Raw genomic sequence first — 18,440 nt, forward strand, 5'->3', positions numbered from 1 at the left:
GAGAGAGCTCGGCGACTGATTATGCACCACGACCGGTTGTTTGCTGTTAGCGAGGCATGGGTGTGGCTGGCCGAGGCTAGGATGCTCGCACGCCGGCTCACGACTTGATTTTGTCTACACCCTCTTAAACAGGGGCAAAGAGTTTCTGCGCCCATTGAAAATGATCACGAGTGGAGCTGAGAAATGCGGCTGATGTAAGTTTGGACATAGGCGTCCAATTCGCCTATGGAGGCTCGCTCAAGCGCTTGCTGGTGCAGCCTTGAGGTGACGCTCAGCGCCTCCAGATTCGACTCTTCGTCGCCGGCCAGACCCTTGAAGTATTCGGCGTGCTGCTTGCTCTGAAGAAGGCCGAACCGCGCCAGACTCGATTTTCGTTTTCGCAGCGCCTCCAGCACCTGTGCCGAAGGCGTCAGGGTGCAGTTTTCGACCTTGTCTCGCTGTGATTGGACGGCCTCGGTATGGAGGTCGCCAGCGTGGCTTCGATCCAGCAACGCGCCGAGTGGCTGAATGCTCTCCAACAAGTCGCAAGCCCAGGTTTTCAAATCGGTGTTCTGTCCTTCCCTCAGCAGTTGCAGCCCGGGTCGACGACCTTCTTTGGCGACCTTGAGGAAATTTTGATCGGCATGCAGTTGCTCATCACTGCTCAGTCGCGGACTGTCCTGCAACGCGCAAAACAACAAAAACGCATCGAGAAAGCGCATTTGGACAAGATCCATTCCCGCTGGCATAAATGGATTGATGTCCAGGCAGCGCACTTCCACGTATTGAATGCCCCGTGACAACAACGCCTGAAGCGGTCTTTCGCCGATATCTGTCACCCGTTTGGGGCGGATACTGGCGTAGAACTCGTTTTCAATCTGCAGCGTGTGAGTGCTCAGCTGCACTCGTTCGCCCGCCTGGTGAGTCCCCATTTCCTCATAGCCTGGGTGGGGCGTGGAGACCGCACGGTGTAACATTTCCATGTAATTGCCAAGGGTGTCATAACTCGGATTGAGGTCGGATTGGGCTCGGCTTTGATAACCCAGATCGCTCATGCGCAAGCTGGTGGCAAAGGGCAGGTAGAGAGTGTGCTCATCGAGCCGTTCGAGTGCGTGCGCGCTTCCCTTGAGAAAGCTGGACTCCACCGCTGGGGAGGCGCCGAACAGATACATCAGCAACCAGCTGTAGCGTTTGAAATTACGAATCAGGGCCATATAGCACGCTGACTGATAATCCTGCAGGGCCTGCGTATCACCTTCCTCCCGTTGCAGAAGCGCGAAGAGCGCTTCGGGCATCGAGAAGTTGTAATGAATGCCGGCAATGCACTGCATTTTTTTGCCATAGCGCAAGGCCAATCCTTTGCGGTAAAGATATTTCAACTGCCCTGTATGTGAAGTGCCGTAAAAGGCGATCGGTATGTTTTCTTCTTCCGGGAGGGGGCATGGCATGGACAAGCTCCACAGAAATTCCCCTTCAAGGTTGCTGCAAGCGAATCGGTGGATTTGCTCCAGGCAGGCCAAGGATTCCACTGCCCCCGGCATGGCCGGAGTGATGAATTCCAGCAAGGATTCGGAGTAGTCGGTGGTTATCTGCGGATGGGTAAGTGCCGAACCCAGTGCGACAGGGTGCGGTGTCAGTGCAAGGAGTCCCTCGCAATCCACGCGCAAACATTCGCGCTCAATCCCTCTCAGGCATTGACTCAACAGGTCGTAATGGGCCGGTTGCGCCAGCAGCCTTTGTCGACGAAACAGAAGATCACTCAAGGGTCATTCCTGCGCACACAGTTGGGTTGATGAGACCGGTTGTCCTGCTGTTCCAGTCTTTTTTCGGGTCACGCGGTCCACCAGATACACCAGCCCGTGATAATCGATCCCGCCATGCTGGCTCAGGCCAATCTCACAAGTGCGACTGGTGGAAATGCCTTCGCTGCAGTACTGCACCGCATCTTTCAGAGTGCGCAGTGAATGTGCATTCAGTTCGGGAGTGGTGAAGCCCTTGTCGCCGGCAAACCCGCAGCAATGAATGCCTTCGGGGATGACCACGTTGTTGCTGCATTTGCGCGCCAGATCGATCAGCGCCTGGCTTTCACCAAGGTGCTGGGTGCTGCAGGTGACATGCACCGCGATGGGCGCTTCCTGCGGCGTGAACTGCAGTCGATCCATCAGGTGCGTACGAATGAAACGTACCGGGTCGTACAGGTCCAGGCGTACTTCGCCCAGGTCCTGGATCAGGCGCAACGTGCAGGGGCTGGTGTCGCAGTAGATCGGGTCGAGTCCGCCACGGCTGGCGTGGCGCAGAGCGCCAATCAGTTCCTGGCGTTTGTGTTCGGCCTGTTCAGCATAACCCTTAGAGGCGAACGGCTGGCCACAGCAGAGGTTGTCCAGGTTGTCCGGGAAGACCACCTGGTAACCGGCTTTTTCCAGCAGGCCGCGGGTCTTGTCGCACAGCGACATTTGTTCCTTGTCGCCCGCCGCCGGCCCCATCGCCCGTGAAACGCATGCGGCCAGGTACACCACGCGCGGGCGTTCGTCGCTCACTGTCGGGCTGAAGCGAATGGCTTTTTCCGGCTGTGGTATGGCGTTGGTCCATTGCGGAACCTGGCCTTTGGACAAGCGCGTCAAGGTTGCGGATAACTTTGCCAGGCGTGGCGCACCCAGCAACATCCGTGCGCCATTGGCCACGTGCAGGGTGAAACGCGCACCTTGCAGCGCCGTGGCGAAATTTCCCTCCAGCCAGTTGGCAGTTTTCTTATGGGTGGCGTGCTGGCCACGAAGCTTTTTCACCAGCTCGCCGGTGTTGATTCCTACAGGGCAGCGTTGCGCACAAAGACCGGTGGCGGCGCAGGTGTCGATGCCCTGGTATTCGTAGGCCGCTTCGAGTTCGCGGGTGTCGACCCCGGCGCGTTTCTTCGCCTGGATGTCCCGCCAGATCACGATCCGCTGGCGCGGGCTCAAGGTCAGGCCTTTGGAGGGGCAGACCGGCTCGCAGAAGCCGCATTCGATGCACTTGTCGATGATCTCGTCGGCGGCCGGCAGCGGTTTCAGATGCTTGAGGTGGATTTGCGGGTCTTCGCTGAGCACCACGTCCGGATTGAGAATGCCGTTGGGATCGAGCAGGCGCTTGAGCTGCCACATCAACTGGTAGGCGTCGCTGCCCCATTCCAGTTCGACGAAGGGTGCCATGTTGCGCCCGGTACCGTGCTCGGCCTTGAGCGAACCGCCGAACTTGACAGCCACCAGTTGCGCCACGTCGTCCATGAACGCCTGGTAGCGTGCGACTTCTTCCGCGCTGTTGAAGCCCTGGGTGAAGACGAAGTGCAGATTGCCTTCCAGTGCGTGTCCGAAAAGGATCGCTTCGTCGTAGTGATGTTTGTCGAACAGCTCGATCAGCCGGTTCACGCCGAGGGCCAGTTGTTCCACCGGGAAGGTCACGTCCTCGATGATCACCGTGGTTCCGGTTTTGCGCACCGCGCCGACGGCGGGGAAGGTGTCCTTGCGGATCGCCCAGAGCCGGGCGTTTTCCAGCGGGTCTTCGGTGAAATCGATTTGCTTCTCTACCGGGAACGAAGACAGCGACGCCATGATCTGCGCCAGCTGTTCCTGCAACAACGAGGTAGATGCCGCGCGGGATTCGATCAGCAGGGCGCAGGCATTGTTCGACAGCTGTTGTACGAAAGCGTGCATGCCGGGCTTGTTCTGCACCGAGCGCAAGCTACGGCGGTCCAACAACTCTACCGCTGACACCGGTTGGCTTTTGAGCACGGTGACGGCGTTGCAGCAGGTTTCCACATCCGGGAATACGATCAGCGCCGAGGCCTTGTTCGGGTGATCGATCACCGTGTCGTAGGTCACTGCGCTGATGAAGCCGAGGGTGCCTTCGGAGCCCACCAGCAAGTGGCTCAGGATATCCACAGGTTCGTCATAATCCACCAGGGCGTTGAGTGACAGGCCGGTGGTATTTTTCAGACGGTATTTGTGGCAAATTCTCGCGGCCAGTTCGGCATTGGCGCGGGTCTCGCGGCCCAAGGTCGCGAGGCGCTCCAGCAGGTCGCCATGACTGGCGCGAAACGCCGCGATACTGGTGGCGTCTTCGGTATCGAGACGGCTGCCGTCGGCCAGCACCAGACGAATGCCGGCCAGGGTGTGATAGGTGTTTTGCGCCGTGCCGCAGCACATGCCGCTGGCATTGTTGGCCACGATGCCGCCGATTTTGCAGGCGTTGATCGAGGCCGGGTCCGGGCCGATCTTGCGCCCGAACGGTGCCAGCCAGGCATTGGCCTGCGCGCCGATCACCCCCGGTTGCAAGCGGATCTGTGTGCCTTGGCCACGGATCTCGCGACCGTTCCAGTTATCCCCAAGCACGATCAACACCGAATCGCTGATGGCTTGCCCGGACAGGCTGGTGCCGGCGGCGCGGAAGGTCACGGGAACCCGGTCGCGCTGTGCCAATTGCAGCAGCGCCACCACTTCATCTTCGGACTCGACGCGAATCACCAGTTGCGGAATCAGGCGATAGAAGCTGGCATCCGTTCCGAAAGCCAGGATGGACAGATCGTCATCGAATCGCCGCGCACGCGGAATTATTGTATTTACAGCTTCACGAAATCTGACAGGCAGGCTCACAGATCCTCCGGCGAGGTGGGGCAGGGCAATGACTCATCTCAGTGGCAACAAGCCCCTGGTTGAGCAGGCCTGCATTTTTGTGATCGTTGTATCGATCTTCGTTCGTTTTTCCTGGAACACCGGGCCTTTGACGGCTTGGGTGTAAACACGGCCATTAGCCGGTTGCAGAGAGATTGAAGGGCGATTGCAGGTAGGGTGATGATCCTTGTTCCAGATCATGCAGGTATCGCGCAGCGGGAGGGTAATAGCCTGGTACTACGATGCGTTGCGCGTTCGAAGTTCCAGACCCGTCGTGGTGATGGAGGTATTTCCTGACGGGTTGTAAACGCTAAAAAAACGCTGGGCAAAATCCCGCCAAGGGTCATAATGAAACGCTCTAATTCAATCACTGTATCGCACTGATTACCCAAAAAACACGGAATGTCCAAGAGGGTTGCGCTCTCCCTTTAATGCACGCATTAACCTGTGGGGTGATGTGAAATGCTTAAGCGCATTTTTGTCAGCATCATTGGTATAGGGGTTGCCGGAGCTGTATTGTTCGGAATTTACGCTTGGCATCCGGAAATCGGATCCATTACACCCCCGACCAGGAACCTATTCCCTTCGGACATGGTCGAGCACGGCAAAATCATGGCCGCTGCCGGTTACTGCCGTACTTGTCAAACTACCCCGGGTGGTCAGGAGTACGCGGGTAACTATCAGATGAACACCCAGTTCGGTGCCATCTACTCCAGCAACATCACTCCGGCCCCTGACACGGGTATCGGTCGTTGGTCAGAAGAGGCGTTTATCCGCGCCATGCGTGCCGGTGTCAGCCGCGATGGTCATCACTTGTTGCCGGCGTTCCCGTTCGAGCACTTCAATAAAATGACGAATGACGTTATCAAGGCTGTCTATGCCTTCCTCATGTCATCCGTGCCGGCGATCAATCAGCAGAAGAAGGAAAACGGTATTCCGTTTCCGATCAATCTTCGCTTTCTGCAAGCAGGCTGGAAACTGCTGTTCGCCAACACCGATCCGTTTGAAAAGCGTAGCGACAAGTCTGAGGAATGGAACCGCGGTGCCTATTTGGCCCAGGGAATCAGCCACTGCGGTGCCTGCCATACGCCACGTAATGCGCTGGGGGGCGAAAAATACAGTCACATGTAAGAAGGCGCATCGATTGACGGCTGGGTCGCACCATCGCTGACCCGCACCAGCATGTCGCCGCTGCCTTGGCGAGTGCAGGACTTCCATGAATACCTGCGTACTGGCAACTCTCTATTCCACGGCAGTGCCGCTGGCCCGATGGCGCCTGTCGTGCATGAGGGCTTGTCTGCCTTGCCTGACGCGGATATCAAAGCGTTGAGTGTTTACTTTGGCGAGTTGGCGGGTGACAACAACAACGAACCAGCGGCCAGTCCTAAACTCCAGACCGCTGACCAGGCACAGCACAAGACCACAGACTTGCGGATCGATCATGGTGCCCGGCTGTATAACAGCACCTGTTCTGCTTGCCACTACAGCAGTAGCCAGCTGGTGAAAGGTCGTCCGTTGCTGGCCCTGGGCAGCGCTACTCATCTTGACGACCCGAGTAATCTGATCAACGTCATACTCGATGGCTTCAGAAGCGATCAAGGGATTCGCGGTGTGGTCATGCCTCAGTTCCGCGAAGCGCTCAATGATGACGACATAACAGCCATTGCCACTTACCTGCGACAAACGGCGAATGAACAGCCATGGCCGATCTGAAACAGAAAGTCGCTGAGATTCGTCGTCAGCCCCGGTTTGAGCATTAATTCGCGGGAGGAGTGAGCCATGGCCAGGTTTATGTTGAACGGCAAGCCAACAGTTGCCGACGTGGACACAGACATGCCTCTTCTGTGGGTTATCCGTGACGAATTGAACATGACCGGCACCAAGTTCGGTTGCGGTATTGGTGCCTGCGGTGCTTGCACCGTACACGTTGGTGGCCGAGCCACCCGTTCCTGTATCACGCCTGTCTCCGCCGTGGTGGGTGCCAGTGTCACCACCATCGAAGGCTTGTCCGAGCAAGGCAATCATCCGTTGCAGGTGGCCTGGCATAAATTGCAGGTACCACAGTGTGGCTACTGCCAGCCTGGTCAGATCATGCAGGCCGCCGCGCTGCTGAGCGACTTTCCCGATCCGACCGATGCAGATATCGATGCGGTGATGAGTGGCAACGTCTGCCGCTGCATGACTTACGTACGCATCCGCAAAGCGATTCATAAAGCGGCTGCTGCAATGAGGCAGGAGGTCAACGATGAGCGCGCTGTTTAATACGGGCGGACCAACAGGCATGACTCGCCGTGGCTTTCTGGTTGCCATGACCCTGGCGGGGCTCAGCTTTGGCTTTCCACGCGGCGTGTTAGCGGCCATGGATCCTGCGACGACCGATGACGCGGCGCTACCCAGTGAAGGCGCAATCTACGAACCTTCGGTGTGGTACTCCATCGACAACGCCGGCAAGGTCAAGGTCAAGGTCAACATCATTCGGGTCGAAATGGGCCAGCACGTGGGGTACTTCCATCGCCCGAATCCTTGCGGACGAATTGGAGGTGTCTTGGGAAAATGTGGAAATCGTCCATGTGGACAGTGCCAGGAAATGGGGCCTGATGGTGACCGGCGGGAGTTGGTCGGTGTCCCAGAGCTGGCCGGTTTACTGTCAGGCCGGTGCTGCCGGACGGGTGGCATTGATTGAAGCTGCTGCCAAAAAATGGGGCGTTTCGCCCGATTCCTGTGTGGCCCGCGGCGGTAGGGTGGTTTGCGGAAAACAGGAAATTTCCTACGCCGAACTGGTCACCTTGGGCGTGACCCGTGAGTTCAGCGAAGCGGAGCTGAAAGCGCTGCCACTGAAGGCCGATGCCGACCTGAGGCTGGTGGGTAAACCGGTCACTTCGCTGGACATTGCCAACAAAACCACGGGTGACGCCGTCTTCGGTATCGACGCCAGAGTTGAGGGCATGGTGTATGCCAGCCCGTTGCTGCCACCGACCCGATATGGTGTTGGCGCTGACGCCGAATTGACCCAGTTGCCGAGATGTCACTGACCTAGGCTGATTCCTCGAAAAACATTGGTTGTGCAGAGTTTGTGCTGATTTAGAGGTGGGGCAGTCTTACGTCGGCACGTGGGTCAATTCGGCATCGCCCTCAAGAAGGCTGACCTTTGTGGATGCCCCATTGTCCTATAGCGGCTCGATTTTCCTATCGGTTAGCGAGACATCCAGCCTATCGTTGCCACGAGGTCTTCGTCACTGCAGTCACTGCAGAGCCCACGTGGTGGCATGACACTCAATCCATTCACTACGTTTTTGAGTAGTGCCTCTTGCCCTTGAGCAAGGCGAGGTTTCCACGCAGCTGCATCACCTTTCTTGGGCGCGTTTGGGAGTTGGCCGTTGTGGCACATGGCGCAGGATTTTGCGAATACGGCCTCAGGCTCTTGAGCTGCCTGGGCAGAAGCAATCATGAAGGCTGTAGCGGCAATCAGCAGTGTTTTTCTCATAGATGATCCTCTTGTTGTTGTTCAGAAATTGTCTTTCCACTTGCGCATTGCAGCGAAGCATTCCTCGGCGGATCTGATGGTCAGCCCCGCGTGACGTTCGATAGCCTCAACGATCTTCGCTTCCCGTACGCGGAGGAACGGGTTAAATGCACGCTCAACGCCGATTCGGGTCGGTAAGGTGCACTCACCGCGGTCACGGATTTCGCAGACCTCGGCCAAGCGCTCGGCGATTTGCTGATTGTCTGGGTCAACAGCCAATGCAAAACGCAGGTTGGAGAGGGTGTACTCGTGTGCACAGTAGACTTGCGTCTGCTCCGGTAGCGCTGCAAGGCATTCGAGCGAGGTCAGCATCTGCAGCGGCGTACCCTCGAACAGGCGCCCACAACCGGCGCTGAACAGCGTGTCGCCGCTGAACAGCACATTCTCATCAACCAGGTGGTAAGCCAAGTGTCCGGAAGTATGGCCAGGCACCCCGATCACGTTGATGGTACGTCCCAATACCTGGATCAGATCACCATCCTTGAGTGGCCGATCCCTATAGGGGATCGGCTCGTTTTCCGGGCCATGGACGAGAAGGTCGAAGGCAGACTTCAGCTTCTCGATACCGCCCACATGGTCACTGTGGTGGTGAGTGATCAGTACATCAGTGAGCACCCAACCAGGATGCTCAGCCAGCCAGGCTTGAACTGGCCCGGCATCACCTGGATCTACGACTGCACAGGCCTGGTTTGAGTGATCAGCCAGAAGCCAGATGTAGTTGTCGGTGAATGCCGGGAGAGCGCAAATCTCCAAACGGTTGTCGGGAGTAGTAGTCATGCCGCATGCGTCCTTAAGGCATCGGCAATGTACTCAGCCTGACGGATCGCGAGGCTGACGATCGTCAGGGTAGGGTTCTCGGCTGCGCTGGTGGTGAACTGACTGCCATCCGAAATGAAGAGATTCGGGACTTCATGGCTTTGCCCGTATTTATTGCAGACGCCATCAGCTTCCTTGTGGCTCATGCGACATGTGCCCATGTTATGAGTCGAGGGGTAGGGTGGTACTCGATGCGTCTTCAGTGCTCCGACGGCCTCATAGACCGCACTACCTTGCTGATAGGCATGCTCTCGCATGGCGATATCGTTGGGGTGGTCGTCGTAGTGCACGTTGGCCACTGGAATGCCGAAGCGGTCTTTGACGGTATCGCTCAGGGTGATGCGATTGGTTTCCCGGGGCATGTCCTCACCGACCAGCCACATGCCAGCCAGATGCGTGTAGTTGTCCATGACGCGGGTGAAGTCGCGCCCCCAGGCGCCGGGGTTGAAGAACGCAGCCATGAAGGAAAGGCCGAGCGAGATGGTTTCCATCTCGTAGCCACCGACAAAGCCTCGGTCGGGATTGAAGTGCACCTCATCACCGATTAGGCCGGCCATGATGGTGCCGCGGTAGAAGTGCACCGGATCCTTGAACTCCGCAAACACTGAGCCGGTGGTATGGCGCATGTAGTGCTTACCAACCATCCCTGAACCGTTGCCAATCCCATGAGGGAACAATGTGCTGGTCGAATTCAACAGCAAGCGGGGCGTTTCGATGGCATTGCCTGCGACCGCAACAAGACGCGCTTTCTGGCGTTGCAGTCGTCCCTGCGCATCCGCGTAGACCACTCCAGTCGCGCGTCCCTTGGCATCGTGCTCGATCTTCACTGCGTGCGCCTGCGTGCGGAGCTCGAGCTTACCTGTGGCTTCCGCTGCTGGAATCTCGGTGTACAGCGTTGACCACTTTGCCCCCATCTTGCAGCCCTGGAAGCAGAATCCGAGTTGCATGCATTGAGCACGTCCTGCGCGAGCACGGCTGTTGATCGCCATGTGGCCGGTACTGCATTTCTTGTAACCAAGCTTGCGAGCACCGTTGTACATCACCTGGAAATTGTTGTTTCCCGGCAGTCCAGGAATGTCGTTGGTGCGCGTCACGCCCATCTTGTCTTCTGCCCTTGCATAGAAGGGCTCCAATTCTGCAAGCGTCAGTGGCCAGTCGAGCAGATTCGCGTCTTTGATGTCGCCGTAGGTCTGCCGCGCTCGGAATTCATGCTCCTGGAATCGAAGGCTGGCACCTGCCCAGTGAGTGGTGGTTCCACCGACGGTTTTACAGATCCAGGCGGGGAGATTCGGGAAGTCCTTGGCGATCTGCCACGAGCCCGAGGTAGTGCGAGTATCGCCCCAGGACAATTGCTCGAATGAAGGCCATTCGTCATTGATGAATGTGGCAGAGGATTGGCGCTGTCCAGCTTCCAGCAGAACGACTGGAATACCCTTCTGGCACAGTTCATTGGCCAGTGTCCCGCCACCCGCACCAGAGCCGATGATCACCACTACCGAGTCGTCGTCGAAATTGAATGTAGTCATGTACGCATCCTCAGGAAAAGGCGGGGGGACTGGCTTCGGTAGGGGCAGCAGGCAGCCATTTCAGATCGTTGAAGCCGCGCATCAAGTAGCCGCCTTTGGGGAAGGAGGCGCCCTCGTAGCCAAAGTGCTGGTAGGCGAGTTCATTGCTGTAAAGAGCATTGACCGATACTGATCTGATCAGGGTGAAAAACGGGGTGGTCTGGATGGACTCCAGCAAGGCCAATTGGCGTGGCTCATCCAGATTCAGCCAGGCGCCGTCGGCAGACTTGTCCAGCTCGTTCAAACCTTGTTCAAGCAGGGGAAGAATGGAGGGGTCAGTAACGGCGCGGTCGTCCAGTGCTTTGATCGCAAAGGCGTACACAGCGTCTTCCATCTGATCGTGAGGGTAGATCCGGCGCACCACAACGATCAGTCGTGCGGCTTGATCGTTGTTCAGCATTTTCATCTCGAGCGCCCAGGTTTTACTGGGGGCGAGCAGGGCAATGGGGCCGGAGGTGAAAAGCAACGTGCCCAAGAGAATTCCGCCGCTGCCTTTCAGAAAGCTACGGCGGCTGGCTTGTATATCCTGCATGCTGTTCTCCTTGTTGTTGTTATTAGGAGCCTGACATCACGGGTGCTGCTTTGTTGGGGAGTGGCGTTTTTCCGCGCTGTATTAATAGACGACGCCTAGGCGTCTGATGCTTGTGGTTGCGTTACTGGTAGTGGCCGGCGCGCTGCAGCACCTCAATCTTGTAGCCGTCGGGGTCTTGGATGAAGAAGAAGCGAGCGAGCATCTCCTCGCCACGTTTGAATTCCTTGATGGGGGCAGGTGAGAGCCCTATTTCGCTCAAGCGAGCGTGATGGAGATCAAGGTCTTCTACTGCGAAGGCGACATGGCCATAGCCACTGCCGTGGGTGTAGCTGTCTTGGCCCTTGTTCCAGGTCAGTTCGATTTCGGCGCCGCTTTGCTGGTCGCGCAGGTACACGAGGGAGAAATCGTCGAACTCAAGGCGATGGGATTCCTGCAGGTCGAATGCTTGTCCGTAGAAACTCATGGAGGCATCCAGGTCACCTACGCGGATCATGGTGTGGAGGAATTTCGACATTATCAGGCTTTCCTGTGGTGTTGTTATGCACTCAAGATGGCAGAATGAAAATCTGGTGGGTAATAAGTGGCTATTACGTGCGCCTCGGCAGCGAAATGGGCACGTGTAATAGCGGTGTATTACCCGCGTGATGCCTTGGGAAGGTAGCTTCAGGTGTGGGCATATGCCCACGACGCGACTTAGCCAGGTGAAACCAGCGGAGGCATCATGTGTGAGCTGTACGTGAAGGCAGACCCGATTCTCTATGAATCGCGCTCGCGCTCCTTGCGCATCCGGGGCGTGGTTACCACCCTGCGTCTAGAAAACCAGTTCTGGGACATCCTGACCGAGATCGCTTCAGCGGATGGTGTCAGCACGAACCAACTCATCGCTAAGCTGTACGAGGAAGTCATGGATTACCGGGGAGAAGTGGTGAATTTTGCCTCGTTCTTGAGGGTGAGCTGCACCCGCTACCTCAGCCAAAAGCAGGTGGCCAATAGGGTGGTGCCACTTTCGATCGCAGCGGGGTAAGTGAACTGCCTCGTGACGGTGTCCTGGCAGGTGCTCATCTGCCGGCAACCGACCACTCTTAGGCGCACCTCACAGGAGGCGAGAGTATTAGGCAACGTGCTGACGAGGCTGTTTTTAGGGTAGGGCGTGTGGCACGGCTTCTTATTGGCATATTCCAACTGCAGAGGCGTTACCTTTGGCGAATTACGATTTCCAAGAGCTGCTGGCCCGTTTGAACCATTTGGAGGACACCGATCCAGGTGCAGCAATCAGGGAAGCGCGAAGAATCGTCGCTGATGGCCCACAGGCGCCAAACCTTAAGGTTATTCAGGCTGCGGCTCTGGTAAACGCAGGTGTGTTGATTCAGGCGCGCGACGCTGTTGAGGAAGGACTTGCACTGTACCGAGAGCTTCATTCGACCTTCCCAACCCCTGATGTGAAGTTCAACCTGGCCACGGCAATAATCAGTGCAGCGGCTTTCACCAGCGAAGAAGGTGATCGGCTAGACCCACCTCGAATCTACCAAGGCCCTGCGGGCTGAAGCCCGTGGCTACTTCTGGCACGTGGCTCAGAACACTGAGGCTGCAGATGCCATTCGCACACAGAGTTGGACGAACCTTGCTAATCAGCTGGAAGGAAGCTTCCGCTTCAGTGAAGCCCATGACGCCCGATTGGCAGCGCTGAAGCTAGACCCAGGGAATGGCGTAGCTGCGGCGTCCGCAATACGCTATCTGTTGAGCTGTTACCACCAAGGCCTGTGTTCCGACCTCGCTATCCACGAAGCCTCAGCGCTTGCCCAGGTCGCGAGATCAAATCGAGACCGTATCATTGAATACGCAGGCTTGCAGGCAGCCAACAGTAAGCGTCCGGTGAACTCACCTTACGAACTCCAGCTTTTAGGGCGATGGTGTCCGGGTATTTTTAAGCGGACGCGATCGCCCTTATCGCCAGGATTTCCATGCGCCAACGAAGCTCTTATCCGAAACCATTCAAAGCCCAGGTCGTTCAGGAATGCCTGCAACCTGGGGCAACCGTATCGAGTGTCGCCATCAGCCACGGCATCAATGCCAATGTCATCCGCAAATGGATGCCGCTCTATCGAGACCAGCCCGCAGCGACTTCACTACCGGCGTTCGTTCCGCTAAAAGCCGCACCTAAACGGCCAGCCGAAGCCTCAGTGATCATCGAGTTGCCCATGGCCGGCCAATTGATCACAGTGAGATGGCCAGCCTCGGATCCCGAGGGCTGTGCGCAATTTATCCGGGCTGTCGCTCAATGATCCGCATTGATGCAATCTGGCTGGCCACCGAGCCGATGGACATGCGCGCCGGTACCGAAACGGCTTTGGCCCGGGTGATCGCGGTGTTCGGTGCGGCGAAGCCGCACTGCGCTTATCTGTTCGCCAATCGCCGTGCTAACCGGATGAAAGTGCTGGTGCACGATGGCGTGGGCGTCTGGCTTGCCGCGCGGCGCCTGAATCAAGGCAAGTTTCACTGGCCCGGAATTCGCCACGGCTGTGAGGTCGAACTCGACAGCGAGCAACTCCAGGCGTTGGTGCTGGGCCTGCCGTGGCAGCGGGTCGGCTCAGGCGGCGTGATCAGCATGCTGTAACCGCCGGCCATTTGGCCGGTCTGCTTGTCGTCGTTTCGGGCCTGCTCTGGCACAATCGGCGGCATGACTTTCTTGCCCAACCTCGACCAGATGACTCCGGAACAGCTTCGTGCCTTGGCGGCACAGGCGTTGCAATTGCAGTCCCAAGTCGAGGCGATGAGCAGGAAGATCCAGAACGATGAAATTCTCATCGAACAGTTCAAGTTCGAAATCGCCCTGCTCAAGCGCCACAAGTTTGCCAAGCCCAGCGAGCAGATCAGCCCAGCACAAGACAGCTTGCTGGATGACCTCCTCGACACAGACCTTGAAGCTATCGAAGAAGAGCTGAAAAAGCTCATCCCAGCTTCACCACAGGCCGAGCCACGGCAATCCCCGAAACGTGCGCCCTTGCCGCCGCAGTTTCCACGTACGGTGATTCGTCACGAACCCGAAAACACTCAGTGCGCCTGTGGCTGCCAGCTTCAACGCATCGGCGAAGACGTCAGCGAAAAGCTGGATTACACGCCTGGTGTGTTTACCGTCGAGCAACATGTACGTGGCAAATGGGCCTGCCGCCAGTGCGAAATACTGATCCAGGCGCCGGTGCCAGCGCAGGTTATCGACAAAGGTAGCCCAACCGCAGGTTTGCTGGCCCACGTAATGGTGGCCAAGTTTGCCGATCACTTGCCGCTGTATCGGCAGGAGAAAATCTTTGGCCGCGCCGGGCTGGCAATCGCTCGCTCGACCTTGGCCCAATGGGTTGGACAAACCGGCGTGCGGCTCCAGCCGTTGGTCGATGCATTGCGTGAGGCGTTGCTGAAGCAGGGCGTGATTCATGCTGATGAAACGCCCGTGCAAATGCTTGCACCGGGCGAGAAGAAAACCCACCGGGCCTACGTCTGGGCCTACAGCACGACGCCGTTTTCGGCCCTCAAAGCCGTGGTTTACGACTTCAGCTCAAGCCGTGCTGGCGAACATGCGCGCAACTTCCTCGGCGACTGGAACGGCAAGTTGGTCTGCGATGACTTCGCTGGCTACAAAGCTGGCTTTGAGCAAGGCATCACTGAAATCGGCTGCATGGCCCACGCCCGTCGCAAGTTTTTCGATTTGCATGTGGCGAACAAAAGCCAGTTGGCCGAACAGGCGTTGCATTCGATTGGCGGTTTATACGAGATCGAGCGCCAGGCACGGGACATGAGCGATGAAGATCGGTGGCGATTACGTCAGGAGTTGGCGGTACCGATCAGCAAAACACTGCATGAGTGGATGTTGGCCCAGCGCGACTTGGTGCCCAACGGATCAGCCACGGCCAAAGCCCTCGACTACAGCCTGAAACGCTGGGTAGCGCTGACGCGCTACTAAGACGATGGGGCTGTGCCCATCGACAACAACCAAGTCGAGAACCAGATAAGGCCATGGGCACTCGGGCGCTCGAACTGGCTGTTTGCCGGGTCGCTACGCAGCGGTAAGCGGGCGGCTGCGATCATGAGCCTGATCCAATCAGCGCGCATGAATGGGCATGATCCGTATGCCTATCTCAAGAATGTGCTGACGCGGCTGCCGACGCAGCGGGCCAGCGAGATTGAGCAGTTGCTGCCGCATCAGTGGGTGCCAGCCTGACTTGCACAAGGTGAGTTGGGCGGACGCTTACTTTCCGGCACCTGCTGGAGATGCAACAACTCGCGGCAGGGATTCTGGAAACCATCAACAACTATTTGCAAGACAAAGGGAGGTCTGTCGCTACGCCAGGGTACGATTGTCGATGCCACCATCATCCACGCGCCCAGTTCGACCAAGAACAAGGATGGCAAGCGCGATCCGGAAATGCACCAGACGAAGATGTATAGTCAGCCCACCTCCTGCAACGCAGTTTGATGAACGGTAAAGCATGCTTGCGCTAATGTATCCGGGCTCGTGGTGAGCACGTTCATTAGCGCTCGGCCCTTGATGAGAAGTCGCTCCCAATTGTCCTTGATAAAGGGATCAGCTTTAAAAACTATCTTCGTTTTCAGGTTTTCAGTTGGGATGTCTGCCGTTTATCGTCATCATCACTGTCGTCGCAAAAGCCGGTGGTAAGTCGGTTAGGTCAAGCCATCTGTTTCACGTTGTAGCTGCCGCCTCGGGCTAATACTGCCCAGACGATTCTTGTCGTCTTGTTGGCCAGCGCACAGGCGACTTTGTTCGGGGGCTTGCGAGCCAAAAGATTTCTTACCCAAGCTCCGAGTGCATCGTCACGCTTGTCGATTCGTATCATCAGTGCGTGAGCGCCTTGCACCAGCAGGCAGCGCAGATACTTGTCGCCGCGCTTGCTGATGCCAAGCAAGCTCGTCTTGCCACCGCTTGAATACTGTCGAGGCACCAACCCGAGTGACGCGGCAAAGTCGCGTGAGCGTTTGTAAGTCGAAGCGTCACCGACATCGGCCACCAGCGCGCTAGTGGTGAGAGGGCCGATGCCGGGGATGCTCAGCAAGCGCATGCCGGCGGCGTCCTCAGACAACTGCTGTTTGATCTCGACATCGATCCCCTTGATATCTCTCGTCAGGCGTTGAATATCGAGCAGCATTCGCTCAACCGCATTACGCAGTCGAATCGGCAGCTCATGGCGTTCCATCAAAGCGGGCACCTGCTCCAGAGCAGCATGTCCAATGGGGAAAATGATCCTGAGCTCCAGCAGGACACCGTGCACCTGGTTGATGATTCGCGTGCGATTATCCACCCAAGACTTGCGCAGCTTGTGCTCAGTCGACAGGATCTGCTGCTCAAGGGTCTTTACTGGAACCGAGCGGGTTCTGGGTCGCGACGCGGCTTCGCAGATGGCCTCTGCATCGATAAAGTCATTCTTGTTGCCAGTGACGTAGGCCTTCACATGCTGCGCCGCGATTAATTGCACGCGGTGGCCCAAGCCCTCGATCTGCCTAGCCAGCCATTACGAACTGCCGCAGGACTCCATGCAATTTTGCAGCTTGGCAACTGCGCCAGATACGGCAGCAATTGGCAACGATTGAGCTTCTTGCGCATGAGCTGATTTCCTCTCGCATCCTGGCCATGCAGGTGGAAGGTGTTCTTGCCGATGTCGATACCTAGAAGCGTTACGGTGTTCATGAGAGATCCTCCTTCGGTCAAGAGAGAAACCCGGTAAGTCTAGACTCACCGGGTTTCTCGAACTGGGCTGACCATCTCATTAAGACAACCAGTACTTCTTCGGCATGAAAGCGCATATCGGAGCCGACGCAGAATCGGGCCTGGTACATCATGTCCATGGCACAGCCGCCAACGTGGCTGACGTGACGGAAGTTTCACATCTACTGCATGGCGCAGCGAACGTCGCCAATGCCGATTCGGGCTATACCGGCGTTGAGAAACGACCGGAGCATGAAGGGCGACCGGCGACCTGGCAGATCGCTGCGCGACGCAGCACCTACAAGCACTTGGGCCAACGCGCGTGCTCTACTCAGCCAAGCGCCAGATCGAGAAGGTCAAGGCGCAGGTACGGGCGAAAGTCGAGCATCCGTTCCGAGTGATCAAGCTTCAGTTCGGCTATGTGAGAACTCGCTTTCGCGGCGTGGCCAAGAACACGGCGCAACTGACGACGTTGTTTGCGCTGGCGAGTCTGTGGATCCATCCGGCCAGCATGGCCGCAAACCAAACTGGGAAATCCACAGTCCTCCGGGTATTCATCCCTGGCCGGTAGCCCCCCACATGGTTGTCTTAGGTGGAAACCTGGATGACTGCTTTTGGCCGATTCTGTTGAAAAAGTCTCGTAGCGTCGCTCGCCTATGAAAGAAGGTGAGCGACGTTAAAATCTGACTCGCTCAGAAGGCAGAAATGCATTAGATTTTACATAGCAACGCGAAAATTGAGCGCTTTTCGACCTGCTGACAACCCATGTCCGTAAAAATCGACTTTTTCAACAGAATCGGCCGATAGCTGCCCCAGAGTGTCGACAGGTTTCGTCTATTCAAGATGAACCAGTGTCCATCCTCAGCCAACCACTGGGTAGTTAGCATCGCTCCATAAGGTGTCTGGGCTAACCGTTTGGTCGCGGTGGATCTTCTTGCCCATTGTCTCGACTTTCTGATCGAGACTCTCGACACGTTGCATCAACTGCGCCGCCAGAGCGCGCAGTTGTTCAGGGGGCAGTTGGTCGAGATTGGGCAGCGAAGTCATGCCGCCGGTTTTGCCGGAGCAGGCCAAAGCCGACGATAGGCTCATCGGACAATTGCACGGCCCGGGTGAGGTTTATGGCATGCAGATATTGTCATCGTTCTGGGCTAGGGCCTGTTGCAATGTCATCAACCTAAGCTGCAGCCCTGCCCAAGGTAAGCCCCCCGAAGCAGCCAGCTGCCATGGCCGTCGGGCGATGACCAGGCCTCTGCCGCTCAATCAGGCGGTCTAACTGGGCTGGCGGTGATGTGATCATCGTCTGTTCCGGCCCGGCTGTCTAGGCGAGATTTCTCGTTCTCCGGACGAGCCTATGCCGACCGCTTGTGGCCAGCTTTTTTTGCACACGGAGGTTGGGCGGTGGTGTTTCTTCAGCGCGTCGGTTTGTAGCCCCCACAACCTCGGCTGGCTGCGCGTTTGCGTTGGCGCGCAAAGCTACGGCCTGAGCGTACGGCACTGAGGCTTTTAGCCATCAAGGCCAGCACATTGCTCAGCCCCTGAGCACTGAATCGCCCCTGGTTTCGTAGACACCTCCAAGCCTCATAATGAGGCCCAAATAGGAGGTGCCATGAGTCGTCAGCGTTACCCCGAAGAATTCAAGATCGAAGCGGTCAAGCAAGTGACCGAGAAA

The 18,440-nt window shown here is 57.3% G+C and carries 16 protein-coding genes and 6 pseudogenes; 12 read left to right on the plus strand and 10 right to left on the minus strand.

Annotation, left to right across the window (positions count from 1 at the left end):
* Window positions 1–164: 164 nt before the first annotated feature.
* Together gshA and CQW31_RS29195 are read right to left on the minus strand one after the other, a co-directional pair.
* Window positions 165–1,742: a glutamate--cysteine ligase gene (gshA, locus tag CQW31_RS29190; protein WP_009681568.1), complete on the minus strand. Its 1,578-nt coding sequence runs from the start codon at window positions 1,740–1,742 to the stop codon at window positions 165–167.
* A 3-nt stretch (window positions 1,743–1,745) separates the two neighbouring features.
* On the minus strand, window positions 1,746–4,601 hold the full coding sequence (locus CQW31_RS29195; RefSeq protein ID WP_009681569.1) for an FAD-binding and (Fe-S)-binding domain-containing protein: 2,856 nt from the start codon (window positions 4,599–4,601) through the stop codon (window positions 1,746–1,748).
* A gap of 480 nt (window positions 4,602–5,081) precedes the next feature.
* Here CQW31_RS29195 and CQW31_RS31510 point away from each other — a divergent pair, with 480 nt between their 5' ends.
* The 5 genes and pseudogenes from CQW31_RS31510 (at window position 5,082) to CQW31_RS31900 (ending at window position 7,651) form a co-directional block, all read left to right on the plus strand.
* Entirely contained in the window at window positions 5,082–5,750 is a 669-nt protein-coding gene (locus CQW31_RS31510; protein WP_197899466.1) for a cytochrome c, read from the plus strand.
* A gap of 51 nt (window positions 5,751–5,801) precedes the next feature.
* The gene (locus CQW31_RS31515) at window positions 5,802–6,332 is read left to right on the plus strand and encodes a cytochrome c (protein ID WP_016486912.1); all 531 of its coding nucleotides are present in this window, start codon (window positions 5,802–5,804) and stop codon (window positions 6,330–6,332) included.
* 66 nt (window positions 6,333–6,398) lie between these two features.
* A complete protein-coding gene (locus CQW31_RS29205) occupies window positions 6,399–6,881 on the plus strand; it encodes a (2Fe-2S)-binding protein (protein WP_009681570.1) in 483 nt (160 codons plus the stop codon).
* 116 nt (window positions 6,882–6,997) lie between these two features.
* A pseudogene (locus CQW31_RS31895) lies at window positions 6,998–7,351 on the plus strand (hypothetical protein); the annotation flags it as partial.
* 9 nt (window positions 7,352–7,360) lie between these two features.
* A complete protein-coding gene (locus CQW31_RS31900) occupies window positions 7,361–7,651 on the plus strand; it encodes a hypothetical protein (RefSeq protein ID WP_236183105.1) in 291 nt (96 codons plus the stop codon).
* A 161-nt stretch (window positions 7,652–7,812) separates the two neighbouring features.
* On the opposite strand, the gene CQW31_RS29215 is transcribed toward CQW31_RS31900, so the two are convergent.
* The 5 genes from CQW31_RS29215 to CQW31_RS29235 form a co-directional block, all read right to left on the minus strand.
* On the minus strand, window positions 7,813–8,103 hold the full coding sequence (locus CQW31_RS29215) for a cytochrome c5 family protein (protein WP_009681572.1): 291 nt from the start codon (window positions 8,101–8,103) through the stop codon (window positions 7,813–7,815).
* A gap of 21 nt (window positions 8,104–8,124) precedes the next feature.
* Complete coding sequence (gene gloB / locus CQW31_RS29220) at window positions 8,125–8,919, minus strand: hydroxyacylglutathione hydrolase (protein WP_016486914.1); 795 nt, start codon at window positions 8,917–8,919, stop codon at window positions 8,125–8,127.
* Complete coding sequence (locus CQW31_RS29225) at window positions 8,916–10,484, minus strand: GMC family oxidoreductase (protein ID WP_009681575.1); 1,569 nt, start codon at window positions 10,482–10,484, stop codon at window positions 8,916–8,918. The genes gloB and CQW31_RS29225 overlap by 4 nt, the downstream gene beginning before the upstream one ends.
* Before the next feature lie 10 nt (window positions 10,485–10,494).
* Window positions 10,495–11,055, minus strand: a complete 561-nt coding sequence (locus CQW31_RS29230) for a hypothetical protein (protein ID WP_009681576.1) — start codon at window positions 11,053–11,055, stop codon at window positions 10,495–10,497.
* Window positions 11,056–11,176: 121 nt separating this feature from the next.
* Complete coding sequence (locus tag CQW31_RS29235; RefSeq protein WP_009681577.1) at window positions 11,177–11,569, minus strand: VOC family protein; 393 nt, start codon at window positions 11,567–11,569, stop codon at window positions 11,177–11,179.
* A gap of 207 nt (window positions 11,570–11,776) precedes the next feature.
* Between CQW31_RS29235 and CQW31_RS29240 the strand changes: the two genes are divergently transcribed.
* The 6 genes and pseudogenes from CQW31_RS29240 to CQW31_RS29270 form a co-directional block, all read left to right on the plus strand.
* Entirely contained in the window at window positions 11,777–12,079 is a 303-nt protein-coding gene (locus CQW31_RS29240) for a ribbon-helix-helix domain-containing protein (protein ID WP_009681578.1), read from the plus strand.
* A gap of 175 nt (window positions 12,080–12,254) precedes the next feature.
* A complete protein-coding gene (locus CQW31_RS31230) occupies window positions 12,255–12,599 on the plus strand; it encodes a hypothetical protein (protein WP_154211951.1) in 345 nt (114 codons plus the stop codon).
* 417 nt (window positions 12,600–13,016) lie between these two features.
* Window positions 13,017–13,337, plus strand: a complete 321-nt coding sequence (locus tag CQW31_RS29255; protein WP_009681580.1) for a transposase — start codon at window positions 13,017–13,019, stop codon at window positions 13,335–13,337.
* A complete protein-coding gene (gene tnpB, locus CQW31_RS31905; RefSeq protein WP_003189483.1) occupies window positions 13,334–13,669 on the plus strand; it encodes an IS66 family insertion sequence element accessory protein TnpB in 336 nt (111 codons plus the stop codon). Before CQW31_RS29255 ends, tnpB begins: the two co-directional genes overlap by 4 nt.
* A 63-nt stretch (window positions 13,670–13,732) precedes the next feature.
* Window positions 13,733–15,268: pseudogene (locus tag CQW31_RS29265) on the plus strand (IS66 family transposase).
* Between the two features lie 26 nt (window positions 15,269–15,294).
* Window positions 15,295–15,499, plus strand: a pseudogene (locus tag CQW31_RS29270) (IS5/IS1182 family transposase); the annotation flags it as partial.
* A gap of 235 nt (window positions 15,500–15,734) precedes the next feature.
* Here the strand turns inward: CQW31_RS29270 and CQW31_RS29275 are convergent.
* Window positions 15,735–16,750 (minus strand): annotated as a pseudogene (locus CQW31_RS29275) (IS110 family transposase).
* Between the two features lie 86 nt (window positions 16,751–16,836).
* On the opposite strand from CQW31_RS29275, the pseudogene CQW31_RS29280 reads away from it, so the two are divergent.
* Window positions 16,837–17,339, plus strand: a pseudogene (locus tag CQW31_RS29280) (transposase); the annotation flags it as partial.
* A 290-nt stretch (window positions 17,340–17,629) separates the two neighbouring features.
* On the opposite strand, the gene CQW31_RS29285 reads toward CQW31_RS29280, so the two are convergent.
* Both CQW31_RS29285 and CQW31_RS32310 read right to left on the minus strand, forming a co-directional pair.
* Window positions 17,630–17,860, minus strand: coding sequence for a hypothetical protein (locus CQW31_RS29285; protein WP_009681584.1), 231 nt, complete (start codon window positions 17,858–17,860; stop codon window positions 17,630–17,632).
* Between the two features lie 320 nt (window positions 17,861–18,180).
* Window positions 18,181–18,321: pseudogene (locus CQW31_RS32310) on the minus strand (IS4 family transposase); the annotation flags it as partial.
* Between the last annotated feature and the right edge of the window lie 119 nt (window positions 18,322–18,440).

The organism is Pseudomonas sp. 382, assembly GCF_002759075.1.
GTDB lineage: Bacteria > Pseudomonadota > Gammaproteobacteria > Pseudomonadales > Pseudomonadaceae > Aquipseudomonas > Aquipseudomonas vlassakiae.

What these genes read in the sequence shown, in the direction of transcription:
- CQW31_RS29205 (WP_009681570.1), top strand. Translation starts at nt 6,399, where the DNA reads ATGGCCAGGTTTATGTTGAACGGCAAGCCAACAGTTGCCGACGTGGAC.
- CQW31_RS31510 (WP_197899466.1), top strand. Translation starts at nt 5,082, where the DNA reads ATGCTTAAGCGCATTTTTGTCAGCATCATTGGTATAGGGGTTGCCGGA.
- CQW31_RS29225 (WP_009681575.1), bottom strand. Translation starts at nt 10,484, where the DNA reads ATGACTACATTCAATTTCGACGACGACTCGGTAGTGGTGATCATCGGC.
- tnpB (WP_003189483.1), top strand. Translation starts at nt 13,334, where the DNA reads ATGATCCGCATTGATGCAATCTGGCTGGCCACCGAGCCGATGGACATG.
- CQW31_RS29240 (WP_009681578.1), top strand. Translation starts at nt 11,777, where the DNA reads ATGTGTGAGCTGTACGTGAAGGCAGACCCGATTCTCTATGAATCGCGC.
- CQW31_RS29215 (WP_009681572.1), bottom strand. Translation starts at nt 8,103, where the DNA reads ATGAGAAAAACACTGCTGATTGCCGCTACAGCCTTCATGATTGCTTCT.
- gloB (WP_016486914.1), bottom strand. Translation starts at nt 8,919, where the DNA reads ATGACTACTACTCCCGACAACCGTTTGGAGATTTGCGCTCTCCCGGCA.
- CQW31_RS29285 (WP_009681584.1), bottom strand. Translation starts at nt 17,860, where the DNA reads ATGAGCCTATCGTCGGCTTTGGCCTGCTCCGGCAAAACCGGCGGCATG.
- CQW31_RS31515 (WP_016486912.1), top strand. Translation starts at nt 5,802, where the DNA reads ATGTCGCCGCTGCCTTGGCGAGTGCAGGACTTCCATGAATACCTGCGT.
- CQW31_RS29235 (WP_009681577.1), bottom strand. Translation starts at nt 11,569, where the DNA reads ATGTCGAAATTCCTCCACACCATGATCCGCGTAGGTGACCTGGATGCC.
- CQW31_RS29230 (WP_009681576.1), bottom strand. Translation starts at nt 11,055, where the DNA reads ATGCAGGATATACAAGCCAGCCGCCGTAGCTTTCTGAAAGGCAGCGGC.
- CQW31_RS29255 (WP_009681580.1), top strand. Translation starts at nt 13,017, where the DNA reads ATGCGCCAACGAAGCTCTTATCCGAAACCATTCAAAGCCCAGGTCGTT.